The organism is Halarsenatibacter silvermanii, assembly GCF_900103135.1.
GTDB lineage: Bacteria > Bacillota > Halanaerobiia > Halanaerobiales > Halarsenatibacteraceae > Halarsenatibacter > Halarsenatibacter silvermanii.
This window is the reverse complement of sequence record NZ_FNGO01000027.1, coordinates 1-13,993: the sequence shown is the minus strand read 5'-3', so window position 1 is coordinate 13,993 and position 13,993 is coordinate 1. Positions and strand designations below refer to the sequence as shown.

The 13,993-nt window shown below is 34.6% G+C and carries 15 protein-coding genes; all 15 read left to right on the top strand.

All coding sequences use genetic code 11. The features are described from left to right. Positions 1-9: 9 nt before the first annotated feature. The 15 genes from BLT15_RS11240 to BLT15_RS11175 all read left to right on the top strand — a co-directional run bounded on the left by BLT15_RS11240 (position 10) and on the right by BLT15_RS11175 (position 13,448). Positions 10-1,062, top strand: a complete 1,053-nt coding sequence (locus tag BLT15_RS11240) for a hypothetical protein (protein WP_089761800.1) — start codon at positions 10-12, stop codon at positions 1,060-1,062. Positions 1,063-1,074: 12 nt separating this feature from the next. Then, positions 1,075-2,265, top strand: coding sequence for a glycosyltransferase family 4 protein (locus BLT15_RS11235; protein ID WP_089761798.1), 1,191 nt, complete (start codon positions 1,075-1,077; stop codon positions 2,263-2,265). Between the two features lie 819 nt (positions 2,266-3,084). Continuing rightward, a complete protein-coding gene (locus BLT15_RS11230) occupies positions 3,085-4,059 on the top strand; it encodes a polysaccharide deacetylase family protein (RefSeq protein WP_089761796.1) in 975 nt (324 codons plus the stop codon). A gap of 437 nt (positions 4,060-4,496) precedes the next feature. Continuing rightward, positions 4,497-5,360: an NAD-dependent epimerase/dehydratase family protein gene (locus BLT15_RS11225; RefSeq protein WP_089761794.1), complete on the top strand. Its 864-nt coding sequence runs from the start codon at positions 4,497-4,499 to the stop codon at positions 5,358-5,360. Between the two features lie 18 nt (positions 5,361-5,378). Next, positions 5,379-6,518 (top strand): glycosyltransferase family 4 protein, encoded by a 1,140-nt coding sequence (locus BLT15_RS11220; RefSeq protein ID WP_089761791.1) that lies wholly within the window; start codon positions 5,379-5,381, stop codon positions 6,516-6,518. A 166-nt stretch (positions 6,519-6,684) separates the two neighbouring features. Further along, positions 6,685-7,266 (top strand): sugar transferase, encoded by a 582-nt coding sequence (locus BLT15_RS11215; RefSeq protein WP_089761789.1) that lies wholly within the window; start codon positions 6,685-6,687, stop codon positions 7,264-7,266. Between the two features lie 240 nt (positions 7,267-7,506). Next, entirely contained in the window at positions 7,507-8,424 is a 918-nt protein-coding gene (locus BLT15_RS11210) for an NAD-dependent epimerase/dehydratase family protein (protein WP_089761787.1), read from the top strand. A gap of 13 nt (positions 8,425-8,437) precedes the next feature. After that, positions 8,438-8,584 (top strand): hypothetical protein, encoded by a 147-nt coding sequence (locus BLT15_RS13310; protein ID WP_159429926.1) that lies wholly within the window; start codon positions 8,438-8,440, stop codon positions 8,582-8,584. Positions 8,585-8,856: 272 nt separating this feature from the next. Further along, positions 8,857-9,402 (top strand): site-specific integrase, encoded by a 546-nt coding sequence (locus BLT15_RS11205; RefSeq protein WP_268762258.1) that lies wholly within the window; start codon positions 8,857-8,859, stop codon positions 9,400-9,402. A gap of 74 nt (positions 9,403-9,476) precedes the next feature. Then, a complete protein-coding gene (locus tag BLT15_RS11200; RefSeq protein ID WP_089761783.1) occupies positions 9,477-9,671 on the top strand; it encodes a DegT/DnrJ/EryC1/StrS family aminotransferase in 195 nt (64 codons plus the stop codon). 586 nt (positions 9,672-10,257) lie between these two features. Further along, positions 10,258-10,998, top strand: a complete 741-nt coding sequence (locus BLT15_RS11195; protein WP_159429925.1) for a DUF3307 domain-containing protein — start codon at positions 10,258-10,260, stop codon at positions 10,996-10,998. A gap of 16 nt (positions 10,999-11,014) precedes the next feature. Continuing rightward, positions 11,015-12,274 (top strand): SatD family protein, encoded by a 1,260-nt coding sequence (locus tag BLT15_RS11190; protein ID WP_159429924.1) that lies wholly within the window; start codon positions 11,015-11,017, stop codon positions 12,272-12,274. Between the two features lie 257 nt (positions 12,275-12,531). Beyond that, positions 12,532-12,783, top strand: a complete 252-nt coding sequence (locus BLT15_RS11185; RefSeq protein ID WP_089761777.1) for a helix-turn-helix domain-containing protein — start codon at positions 12,532-12,534, stop codon at positions 12,781-12,783. 134 nt (positions 12,784-12,917) lie between these two features. Continuing rightward, a complete protein-coding gene (locus BLT15_RS13110; RefSeq protein ID WP_143423077.1) occupies positions 12,918-13,151 on the top strand; it encodes a hypothetical protein in 234 nt (77 codons plus the stop codon). A 3-nt stretch (positions 13,152-13,154) separates the two neighbouring features. Beyond that, positions 13,155-13,448: a hypothetical protein gene (locus tag BLT15_RS11175; RefSeq protein ID WP_089761772.1), complete on the top strand. Its 294-nt coding sequence runs from the start codon at positions 13,155-13,157 to the stop codon at positions 13,446-13,448. Positions 13,449-13,993: the final 545 nt, after the last annotated feature.

Genomic DNA, 13,993 nt, shown 5'->3' with positions numbered 1-13,993 from the left:
TTAAATAAAATGAAAGAGAAAATTAATATTAATGAAAAAGCAGGTTTTATTTTAAATGATTTTCCCTGGACTGAGGAATGGAAGCAAGAATTAGGTGATTTACAGGAAGTAGTTCAGCAAAAAGGGGATATAAAAGAAGGTTCAATTGAAGTGAATTATAAAAACCGTATTAAAAGCAAGAATATGACGAAAATTAGGGATGGTGTTTATATTGATGAAAACTCTATATTGGATAAAAGGTATGGAGTCAAATTAATCAGGGATAAAAATAAAGTGAAGTTTATTTTGGATAATATAGCTTTGGAGTGGCTTGATTGGATAAAACAACTTTCATTATTAAAAAGTGGCATGACACTTGTTCACGCTTCGGCTGTGGAAAAAAATGGAAAGGCATTGGTTTTTCCGTCATGGGGAGGGGTAGGGAAAACTTCCATAGCTTCATACTTGGTTAAGAATAAAGGCTACAATCTATTAGGAGATGATCAAATCATTATATCAAGGGGAGGTATGTGTTATTCTATGCCAATGCGACTAGTAATTTATCCTTATCATAAAGATGTATTTCCAGAATTGTTTGAACAGGGCAAGGGGCCTATTCTTCCGGAAAGTATGATTAATTTCTTTGATTTTATTGGCAAAAAATTAATTAAACCTTTAGCAAAGAAAAACTCTGATTTATTGCAAAAATTAAGAGAAAAGAATCCCCAGTCGCTTAAAGTTAAACCATCAGAAGTTTTTGGAATCAATAAGATCAGCTATAAAGCAGAATTAGAAAAAGTTGTTTGGGTTGATAAAGGAGAAAATTCTAGGCCACAAACGGATTCTGATATTAAAGTTAAAAATAGGCTGTTTGGTTGTACTATTAATGATTTTGATTCTTATTGCCAAGAGATAATTAATATTGGGATGGGTTTAGATATTTTTGAGAATATATATTGTATTTGGGGAGATGTTTTAAATAAAGGAGTTAATGAAGAAGTTAAGCGAAGAAAACTTGTTCTTCCTGAAAGTTGTAATTATAAAGAGTTGCAAAAAAAAATAAATGAGTCATTATATCAATAAGGAGAGTTTTTCATGAAAAAAATAGTTTTTTTTGATTCTAGATATAATTTAGTTTACGGAGCTAAAAAAAGCATGATTAAACTTGCTCAAAATTTAGATAAAAATAAATATACTTCAATAATGTTAACAACTTCCAAAGGTGATTTCTCAAATTACTCCCAAGAAGCAGGTTTAGATTGTGATATTATTGAAGCCTCTAATAGTTTAAAAACTTTTGATAGAAAAATTTTAAATTACAATTTTTTTAAAAAAATATTGTTAATAAAAGATTTACTTAAGTATAACTTTAAAATAGGTGTTTGGCTGAAAAACAAAAAAATAGACTTGATGTATGTAAATAATGCTCGGTCTTTTTTTTATGTGTTTATTGCTTGCTTTATATTAAGAGTCCCTATTGTAGCTTATAAAAGATGTACAACACCTAAGAACATCAAAGGAGTATATGATTTAATGGAAAAAATATTATTATATTTTATAGATAAATATTTTTGTATAGCTGAAGGAGTAAGGAGAGATATATCGAAAAATCTTCGGCAAAAACATGGTGAAAAAATTAAAGTATTATATACTGGATATGATTTTGATAATTTTATATACTCAAACAGTGAAAATGAAAATAAATTGTATGAAAAACTGAATATAACGCAAGAAGATATTGTGATTGGGCTAGTAGGGACTGTAAATCCTAGAAAAGGACATCATGTGGCTATTGAAGCTTTATCAATTATAAAAGAAAAACTAAAACAAAAAACTAAATTAATGTTTGTAGGAGGGGGGCATGATAATGAATATTTCGATGAGCTAAATAATTTAGCTCAAAAACATGGTGTTGAGAGAAATCTGATCTGGACGGGTTATGTAGAAAATGTTGCAGATTATTATGATTTGATGGATATTTTAATCCTGCCATCTTATTCAGAGGGGCTTCCTCGTACAATTATAGAAGGTTTAGCTAATGGAATACCAGTAGTTGCTAGTGATGTAGGGGGTATAAATGAAATTCTTGTTTCAAAAGAATATGGAAAAGTAGTGAAAAAAGGTTCATCTGAAGAATTAGCTGCGGGAATTATTGAAACTGTAAAAAACAATGAAATAGATATTGAAAATAATAAAAAAGATATTAGAAGTAAATTTGTAATGGAAAAATTTAGTCTAGAAAAATATGTTAATAAATTCCAAAGAGAGATTGGCGAGTTATTTTAATTCTTAGGAAACTTGACTCCCCTGAAGTGCTACAAGATAAGTTCACATCTTATAGCATCATTCCCCTGAGAAAAGTTAAACTTTCCACTCATAGCGAGTGGACATTTACCGGTAAATGGTGATGAGTGTTGAACATAAACTGCAAGGCTGACGGTAATGAGAGTAAAGATAAAAGTATTGAGAAAACAATTAACTGGACTGGCCGTTGGTGTCGTAGTAGTAGAAGGCAATATTAAAGGAGAACGTTAAGCAAGTTCTCATTAACGCCTTAGGTTCAAAGGAAGCCGCATGAGTCATATTGTTATGGCGTGGAAACCTGGGCTCTCCTGCAAATCCTACGCTAAAAGTAGGATAAGCCTAGCATAAAGTTGGTCTATCTATTTGTTTGTGGAAAGTCGGATAATCGCATAGTAACCAGGAAACGGGTGGCTTCCAGGGAGGGAAGATGGTTAATAAGAGCAACCCTAAAGTGGAAGCATTTACTACTCTCAGAAATAGATTATGCATGCAAAGCAACTGGCAGGGATAGCCAAATGTAAAGTTTTGTAAATGCTTAAGTGAGGAGCCGTGTGCCTGAGCAGTGGCCGAACATTTTTTGGATGGGCTGGAGGAATGAGGCGCCGATTATTCGATAAAAGCTTCAAAGCCCTTCAATATTCAAAGTAAATTACTTCCTTTTTTAGTTGAATAAATCGCCTAAAGCATTTGATAAAAATGCGATTATATATAGTATAATAATTGCGGTTATATGATGTTCTAAAAATTAAGAGGATAAAAAAACTGTTTTTAGAAAAGAACTATAAAAAGAGGCATGATAAAATGAGTGGAAATGGCAAGTTTATAATTAGTCTCGATACTGAGTTAGCATGGGGAACGGTGGACAAACCTGAATCTAGAGAGAGGAATAGCAAGTACTATTATAAAACCCGAGATGTTATTGAGCACATATTAAATTTATTTGCTGTTAATGATATTACTGCCACCTGGGCTGTGATCGGCCATCTATTTCTTGCTGAATGTCGTGAGGAAAATGGTATTAAGCATCCTGAAATTAAACGGAGTGAGTATGATCACTATGATAGAGACTGGTTTGCCCAGGATCCCGCAACGAATATTGAGCAGGATCCTACCTGGTATGGCAGAGATATTATAGAAAAGATAAAAGCTTGTCCGGTGAAACAAGAAATTGCCTCTCACAGTTTTGCTCATATATTATATGGACACCCGTTTACCAAAAAAGAAACAGTCAGAAGCGATCTGATTAGATTTGAAGAAACTGCTGAAGAGTGGGGGGTTGAAAGTAAAAGTTTTGTTTTCCCTAGAAATATGGTTGGACATCTGCCAGAGATTGAAAGGGCGGGATTTAAAGCTTTTCGCGGTAGTGAGCCTTCCTGGTATGAGGGGGTAAACAAATATTTTAAAAAGGTATGTCATATGTTCGATCAGTTCTTTGCTCTTACACCTCCTGTAGTTGAACCGCAGTTAGAAGCAGGGCTGGTAAATATCCCGGCATCTATGTTATATTTATCAATGGATAGTTTCAGAAAATATATACCGATTTCAGCCCGGATCAAAAAAGCCAAAAAAGGAATTAATGCTGCAATTCAAGAGAATAAAATTTTTCATCTGTGGTTTCATCCCTTTAATATAGCTACTGCCCCCGATAAATTGATTTCAGGTTTAGAAAAAATAATTTCTTATGCAGATAAAAAACGTGGTACGGGTAAACTGGAAATAAAAACAATTGGTGAAGTTGCAGAACAGTTTCTGGGGAAATATAAAAATGGCAGATAAGTTGTCAAAAAAGTTTCAGGGCAATTCCAACTTCTTTTTGGAAAATGCTTTTTGTGTTTGAATATGAGTTAATGCCCTCCTATTTTAGCAAGAAGAAAGCGGAATGCGTTATAGAGATTGAAATTTATTGGAAATTTCTGGGGGCTCCCCTTCCCCTCGGGGAAGGGGAGGGGAACACAACCGTACAACCGCCATTACTATCGTAGGTATTACTACAATATCATATCTGAAATCTGTCTTGAAGGCTCAGAAACATTATATTATTTTCTAGGACGTTATACTTGCGTTAAATGATATTCAAATAAATATTTATAGTAGTTTTTGATATATCTGACATATTGAATAACGGGATAGGCACACTTATCTATATTATGGTGAGTATATGAGATAAATAGACGTTTAATTTTGTATATTTTTATTATGGAAAGAGGGATTGTATGAAACGAATTTTAATTACTGGGGAAAATAGTTATGTGGGAAATAACTTTGAGAATTGGTTGGGAAAATCATCTAAGGAATACTTTGTTGACTCTTTAGATCTGAAAGGAGATTCATGGAAAAACAGTGATTTTTCAAGTTATGATATTATATTTCATGTAGCTGGTATAGCACATGTTTCATCGAATTCCAAAAAGAAAGATTTATATTATAGTGTTAATAGAGATTTATGTATAGAAACAGCTAAAAAAGCAAAAGCTGAAGGAGTAGATCAGTTTATATTTATGAGTTCATTGAAAGTTTATGGAGAAGCTGCTCAAATAGGCTGCGAAAAAGTTATAGATGAGAAGACCAAACCTAAACCTGATGACATTTATGGAAAAAGCAAACTATTAGCAGAAGAGGGATTAAATAAGCTTGATAAAGAGAACTTTAAAGTGGTTATCATAAGATCTCCAATGATTTACGGAAGTGAAGCTAAAGGCAATTATAGTAGACTATCAAAATTTGCTAAAATCAGCCCTATATTCCCTGATATTGATAACCAAAGAAGTATGATTCACATTCATAATTTTTGTGAATTTGTTAAGTTAATGGTTGATAACAAAGAAAGGGGTATATTTTTCCCACAGAATAAAGAGTATGTAAAAACAAGCAAAATGGTTAAAATGATCTCGGTAGTAAATGAAAAAAACATAAAATTAGTTAGCATTTTTAATAATATAATTAAACTAATGAGCAAAAAATTTTCGATATTAAATAAAATATTTGGTAATATAGTTTATGAAAAAAGTATTAGCGAATATAAAGAAGAATATAGAATTTTGGATTTTAAAGAGTCTATAGAAGAAGCTGAAAAATAGAGGGGTAAATTAGTTAATATGAAAAAAACTTTAATTGTAACTTCAGTTGCATCTATGATAGATCAATTTAACATGCCTAATATTGAGGTTCTTAAGGAATTAAATTACGAAGTGCACGTGGCAGCTAATTTTAATTGTGGAAGTACTAGTTCAGCTGAAAGGAAAGAAGAGTTCAAAGATGAATTAAAAAATAATAATATTCCATATCATCATGTTGATTTTTCAAGAGATTTAGGAAGTGTAATTTTACATTTGAAGGCGATTAAGCAGTTAAAATCAATACTCCATAATAATGAATATGAATTTATACATTGCCAATCTCCTATTGGGGGAGTTATAACAAGAGTAATAGGATATTTTATTAATACGCCGGTTATTTATACGGCTCATGGTTTTCACTTTTTTGAAGGCGCACCTCTAAAAAATTGGATATTATTTTATCCTATTGAAAAATTATTAGCAAATTACACTGATGTGATTATTACAATAAATAAAGAAGATTACAAATTAGCTAAGGATAAATTCAATTCTGATAGAATTGAGTATATACCTGGGGTTGGAATAGACTTAGAAAGATTTAAAAATGTAAAAGTAAGTAAAGATAAAAAATGTAATGAACTTAATTTGCCGAACGAATCATTTAATCTGCTTTCAGTGGGTGAACTTAATAAAAACAAAAATCATGAAGTTATTATTAAAGCCTTAGCTAAATTAAATAATCCAAAATTGCACTATTTAATTTGTGGTAAGGGTCCGCTAAAAGAATATTTAAAAGAGCAAGCAAGAAAGTTGGGGGTTAAAGAAAATGTGCATCTTTTAGGGTTTAGGAGAGATATTGAAGAAATCTATAATATTTCAAATTTATTTGTTTTTCCGTCATTAAGAGAAGGACTATCTGTTGCCTTGATGGAGGCAATGGCCTCTGGTTTACCAGTAGTTTGTTCAAATATTAGGGGGAATGTTGATTTGATTGAAGATGAGGAAGGTGGTTATTTAATAGATCCAAATAATGTACATGGTTTTAGCGAAGCAATTGAAAAAGCTTACAAAAATGCAGAGAAAAGGAAAAAATTTGGCCAGCGTAATTTAAAATACATTAAAAAGCATTCTAAAAAAGAAATTAAAAATATTTTGTATGAAATTTATGATTCAGTGTAAATGATTTGACTCATATCTTCATCTTCTTAACATGTTATTTTTCGTTTATTAAGGGTTTGATTCCTATTTCTTAAACAATCTTGTAGACGTAATGTTAAAATGCAAATATGATTAAATACAATGGATTTTGCTATTGTAATATTTACTTAATTTTTGGGTGATTGAAATGAAAAGGATGTTAGACTTTATTTTAGCAATAATATTAAGTATATTACTTTTCCCCTTCATGCTTATAATATCTCTTTTGATTGTAATTGATACTCCAGGCAAACCAATATTTAGTCAGATAAGAGTTGGGCAAAATAGCAAGGCTTTTACGATTTATAAATTTAGAACTATGCGAACTGATACCCCTGATGTCCCCACCAATGAAATGGATAATAGAGATAAGTATATTACAAGTATGGGTAAATTTTTAAGAAAGACCAGCCTTGATGAACTGCCGCAATTATATAACATTTTAAAAGGTGATATGAGTTTTGTAGGCCCCAGACCGCCTTTGTTTTCTCAGGAGATGCTGGTAGAAAACAGAAAAGAATCCGGAGTAGATCAGCTAAAACCGGGAGTAACTGGCTGGGCTCAGATTAATGGTAGGGATGATATGGATGATTCAGAAAAATTTGAATATGATTTCTGGTATTTTAAAAATAGGTCTTTATGGTTGGATATTAAAATAATATTCCTGACTGTATTACAGGTGTTTAAAGGTGAAGGAGTTAAAGAAAATATTGAGGACAGCAATGAATAATAAGAGAAGAGCTGAAGATTTTTAGCTTTTTTATACGGATGCCGAAATAAATTCGGCTATGAAAAAGGCGATTATACTATCACCTGAGAAGTGGGCAGGTCAGAGTCTGTTCTATAACAACTTTAAAGATGAGGAAATCAAATTTGTTGTCGATAAAATGAGTAAAGCCGTTAATTGATAAAGCCGAATAAACTATTTGAAGTACATGATAAGACCATATTATAAATCAGGAGTGATTGGATGGCAAATTTAGTCACCGGTGGAGCAGGTTTTATAGGTGCAAATATAGTGGATAAATTGATAAAGAATGGAGAGAAAACAATTGTGGTCGATAATCTCTCGCGGGGGAGCAGAGAAAATCTGAATGATGAAGCTGAATTTTATGAGATTGACATTAGAGATCAGCAAGTCTTGAAAAATGTTTTTCGCAAGCATGAGATAGAATATGTGTATCATCAGGCCGCTCAAGCCGATGCTGTCCTGGCCCAGGAGGAACCGGCATTTGATGCCGAGACTAATATTGTAGGATCTTTGAACATATTGGAAATGTGCGTTGAGTATGATGTTAAGAAGGTTGTATATGCTTCTTCAGCAGCTGTTTATGGCACTCCTACTGAGCTGCCCTTACAGGAGGAACATCTGGCAGCACCTGAATCTCCTTATGGTGTTAGCAAGCTCACCCTTGAATATTATCTGGAAATATATAAAGAACAATATGATCTGGATTACGCCGCTTTAAGGTATGCCAATGTATATGGTCCCCGGCAGTTTGCTGAGGGTGAGGGTGGAGTTATAGCTATTTTTATTACTAGGGCTTTAAACGGAAGTCCATTAATTGTATATGGTGATGGAAAACAAACGAGAGATTTTATTTATGTGGATGATGTCGCTGAAGCTAATCTGAAAGCAATGACAAGTAATACAAATGGAGTATATAATATTAGCTGCGGGAAACAAACCAGCCTATTAAAAATTATAAGCCTCTTAGAAGATATTTTTGATAAGAAATTGAAAACTTCATATGAAGCTCCTAGATCTGGGGACATAAAACATAGCTGTTTGAATAATAACAAAGCAAAAAATCAATTAGACTGGGTTCCTAATTTTAATTTAAAAAAGGGTTTAGAGAATACTGTGAAATATTACAAAAACAAATAAGGAGAATCAAATAATGAGTGAGAAAAAGTTGATTTCAGAAGAAGAATGGAAAAGAAAAGTAAAGAAAAAGCAGGTTGACTATCGGGCAGCTGGAGATTACATTTCTAAGGAAGAAGCAGAAAAAATGCTGGCTGAAGTTTATAAGAAAAAAGGCGAATAAAAAGACCAATAAAGTTTTTTGCAGAACTATTTTTATCACTCCCCATCATAGTGGGGAGCTTTTCTATTTCTTTACAGCAAAAATTTTAGCCTTAACTCAACACAATAATGACTCTGGTGAACTGATAAAATTTCTTTAGGCTTTTGATTTAATAGCAATTACATTAATTTCATCACCTAATTAATTACTCCTCAGCCCATCATATTATTTTGATTTACTGAATTAAATATATTATAATAAAGAAAATGGGTTAGGAGGAAACTTCTGTAAATATAGTAGAGCCTATTAGGGACGTAGATAAAATCAAGGAATTAAAGAAAGAGTTTATGGGCCAAAATTATAGAAATTATCTGCTTTTTGTTGTTGGAATCAACACCGGACTTAGAATCTCAGATATGCTTAAACTGAAGGTAGAAGATGTCAAAAATAAAACCCATATATACATTTCTGAGGGGAAGACAGGAAAATCTAAAAAGTTTTTCATTAATCTAAATTTGCGGGAAGATATTGATATGTATATAAAGAACATGAAGGAGGAAGAACATCTTTTCCAATCAAGAAATGGCAATAACAAACCGCTCTCCAGGTCACAGGTTTACAGAATTTTAAATAAAGCTGCAGACAATATAGATCTTGATATAGAAAATTTTGGCTGTCATTCACTAAGGAAGACATTTGGATATCATCATTATCAGAAATATAAGGATGTTGCTTTGCTCCAGGATATTTTCAATCATTCTTCTCCTTCTGTCACTTTAGTTTATATTGGAATAAACCAGGATGTTAAAGATAAATCTTTGCAGGATTTTTACCTTTAACTTTTTTTATTCAGAACATAATAAAGGGAAAAACTACAATATTTTACCGTCCAGCTGGCAAATGATGGGATAGTATAGGATGTAAACCCTACTTCACACCCATACACCTGCAGCCTTTCTACCGCAAGAAATTCGGCTATAAAGAAGGCGATTACCCTGTGACCGAACAGGTAGCCGGTGAAAGCCTGGCCCTGCCCTTCTATAACAACCTGAAAGATGAAGAGATCGAATACGTCGTGGATAAATTAAAACAGGCCCTGAACAAATAGCCAGGAAATGGCTTTAGCATTAAATAGAACCCAATGAGTAAGAGAGAAATTTAAAGCCGGGAGCGGGCAGGACTGTGCTGATGCATCTTAGTTGTTTTGAATCTTTAAGCCTGAATAATAGGCCAGAAAAAGCACCGAGCCACAGGGAGGTGGTGAGCCGAGCGCGGGCTCAGGAGGTGCCCTCGCGAGGGCAGTGCTATTTCTGGCCCTAAAGCCACCTAAGCCCGGCAAAACAACTCGAGCAGCAGCATAAACTGCCCGCTCCCGGACTTGAACTTAGGATTTGAACTTAACCATCATTTTTAAATATTCCCTGCTCAATTAAAGCCTGTCAACCTCCCCGCTTAATTTTTCCAAATCATATATCCAGCTAAAAAACCGCAGTCAATGAACCCGACTGCGATTTTCGTATATCTATATCAACATATAAGATTATGCAGGCAAAAGCGATTTAAAAACTCCCTTTAATTTGCTATAATTAATCTACACCAATATTTATTAGATAAATAACCGACTTTGAATAAATATTAGATAATAAACCGACATATACGAAAGGATGAATATTATGATCTACCCCTTTCTGATTTTGGCCCATGTACTGGCTGACTTTGTATTGCAAACCAATAAATTGAGTCAAAATAAGCAGATGAACATTTTAGACCTGATAAAACATACTTTAATAGTTTTTCTAACATCATTGATATTAACCATCCATTATTTTAGCCTAAATTTGTTATCAGTGCTCATAATAATTTCCGTTATCCATGGTCTTATTGATTATTCTAAAATATATTTGTCGAGAAAATATGGCAAAGACTTTGAATTAGAATTATTTCTATCCGATCAATTGCTGCATATATTATTGATTATTGCTGTTATTCCCTGGTTTGACCCGCAGATAAATCAACATATTTTAGCTTTCTTTACTGAACTGCAAAGAACCTATGAAGGGCTGACATTGCTTGATATACAGAGAATAGGATTTCTTGCTATAGCAGCTGCGGTTATTATTTTTAATTTCCAGGGCAGCACTTTTGTTGTGAGAAAAACTCTAAAGAAATATAAAAGTGATATAAGCAGTGAAGGTGACAGAGGTAAAGCAATAGGAAATCTAGAAAGGCTTTTGATAATACTTTTTATTATTTTAGGGTATTATTCCCTGATAGGACTCTTATTTACCGCTAAATCATTGATTAGATTTAAAGAAATAGAAACAGGTAATGTGGGTGAGGCATTTGTGGAGTATTATCTAATCGGCTCCTTTGTCAGTATTTTTATGGCCATTTCCTCCGCCAGCCTGCTTAAAGTATTTTACTATCTGTGGTAGAATTGGGGTGGTCATTTTGCAAAACAAGAATATAGTTATTATCGGAGATATAATAAATTCTAAAAAAATTAATAATAGAGAAGAAGCCCAACAAAAAGTAAAATCTGTCATAAGTGATGTTAATAGAAAATATCAAGATCAGCTTGTGACCCCTTTTGAACTCACTCTCGGTGATGAGTTTTTTGGAGTATTAAGCGGACATGAGGTAATACTGGATTTGCTGCAGTATATTGATATCCAGTTTTCTGAAATTGCTATAAGATACGGGATAGGTTATGGAGAAAGTAAGAGTAATAAAAAAGGGCAGGGTTATAAAAATGCCCTGAAGGCGGTTGAAACTGCCAAAAAAAATAAATTTAAAGTACACTACCTTGCTGAGGAGCAGGAAAGTATATTTTTCAATATAATTAGTTTGACCCTACACCTATATTTTAGAATTTTGAGTAATTTAAATAACCGTCAGCAATATATAGTTTATCAGCTGGTGAGGGGAGAAACCCAGAAGAAAATAGCCGAGACCCTGGATACATCCCAGTCCAGTATAAGTCAATCTTTAAACCGCATAAACTGGCGCTTATTATCAAAGGTATATGAATTATATAAGGATATTTCCCGCTATTCATTTACAGAAACCACCGAGCGCTATCAGGGTGATTATATAGCATTAATTGGAGCCTGGTTATTAAAAGCTGCTGAGGAAGGTAAAATAACTAATTTATTAAATTATATCAACCAGGAGTATGATGATATTATAAGATCTGAGTTTATAAGCACTTCCCTATCTGCGGAAAATAATGATTATCAGGAATTCCAGGGGCTTGTTTATCAGGACTTAGAATCTTTTGAGGATTTTATTTATCTGCTGGTAGAATTAAACTTTAAAATCGATAATCTCTATTTAGGAGTGGGAGCCGGGGATATAACCACCCGGATTAATGATAAAGCGATCGGTATGGACGGAAATGCCTTTCATAGAGCCAGAGAGACAGTAGGCAGTTGTTTTTCCCGGCAGCTGCCTGTTAATATTAAATTATTTGCCGGTGATTTAAATGAGGTCTATTCCTTGATCCTGGCTCTATTGCTGGAATACGTCAAAAACTGGACTGAGAAACAATATAGGTCAGTGAAATTTAAACAGAAAGGGTTAACTCAGGAGGAGATAAAAAGAGAAATGAACCTTTCCTCCCGGTCAACAGTAGTTGAACATTTGCAGAGTGCCGGCTGGAAGGAATATAAATATGTGGTAAACAGGCTGGCAGAAATATTAGATAAATAACCGACAGGGAAGAATTATTAGAGAAAACACCGACTGTTCGGAGTTTGTTTTGAAGTCAAATTAAGACAGGCTTTGAACTGAGAGGCTAAGTTTTAACTTTATTCTCCGGCTTCAGACCGCAGGCCATTTTTACCAGCAGTTTACCCTCCTTTTTGCATTAATTTTGAAACAAGTTAATAATTTCTCTTTACAAATATTATAAAATATAGTACAATGTTCAGGTAAATAATTTATCTTTATGGAAAGGAGGGGAGATTATGTCTCAAAATGAGAACGGCGACAAAAACACCGACAACTTTCTGGCCAGCCTAAAATCGCTCAGAAAAATTTACAACTTAAGCCAGAAAGAGATGGCTGAAAAACTTTACATGTCAGAAAGCAGCTACTGCCGTAAGGAAAACGGCAAATCGCAGTTCACCCAGTCCGATATAGAGATTATAACGAAAATATTCGAATGTCCCTATCACATAATGGTAAAAGGCATTAAAAATTGTCTGAACCGGCAGTAAACTTTCCTTTAATTTCTGACAGTTCAGCTCTCAGATTTGACAGATTTCCTGCAGGTAGGGTCAAAAGCCTTTACAGCCCGGCGATTATGCGGTATGATGGGTCCAGCTTGAGAAATTTGGAGGAGGTGAAAAAAATGCTGGACGAAAACATTAATCTGGAAGGCCCTGCCGGTGAAAATCAGGAGGAGGCAGTCTTTGGCGGCAATATCACCGATCACTCCATCGATAACTATCAGTCCGAACAGGAGGTCGAGCTCGATTTTGCCGGGCTGGATCTGACCGTCACCATCACGGGGAGAAAGTGGTCGGAAAAGGACGATATTATTATAGTCGATCCTTCAGAAATTTTACAGGGAGAGGAGATGTAGGATATGGTATTCGAAGATGAGTTCCTTTACGACTGCTTTTATGAAAAGACGATGGAGCTGGGCAGGCCTCCTACCTGTGAGGAGCTGGCGGATGACAAAAGCATTCCTCATTATATTACTTTTCGGCGCCGGCTCGGCAAGAAGAATGAGATCTGTCAGGCTCTGGGGATTGAAAACGTCTCCAGTCATACGCACCGTTTTTTCTGTGTTGACTGCCCTCATGAGCCCGAATCCTGCGGTGAAGATATAAATGAATGTCTGGACGAAGCCGGGGATTATCTGGAGGGGGTTGTCTGAGGAGAGGTTTGTGGGGAGAATGCAGTCGATGATTGTAATGTTGATCATAAAAGCGGCGGCAAATACAGGAGTGAAAAATCCCGGGTGAGCGGTAAATCCGGGATTTTTATTTGTGGTGGGTCGATCTGGAGAGTGAGCAGGAATCCGCCTATAGGATAAAGCAGCTATTGCGGGATCGGGGGATTATCTTTAAGCCCTGGTAAAGCGCGGGAGAGTGGGCGGGCTGGACTGTGCTGGTGCATCTTAGCTGTGGGGAAGGGTTTATGCTTGAATAATAGGCCAGAAATAGAATCGAGCCACAGGGAGGTGGTGAGCCGAGCGTGGGCTCAGGAAGTGCCCTCGCGAGGGCAGTGCTATTTCTTGCTCCAACGTCATCTCGGTTTTAGCCCCAAAGGGAGCAGCAGCATAAACTGCTCGTCCCTATTGAGGTTATCACTCTTTATAATATTTTCAACAAAACCCAATCCTATGTCAGTCCTATAAATCACCACCTATCAACCTTCTTATTACCTTATTACGCATGATATCTCCCGGATGAGCCGGGA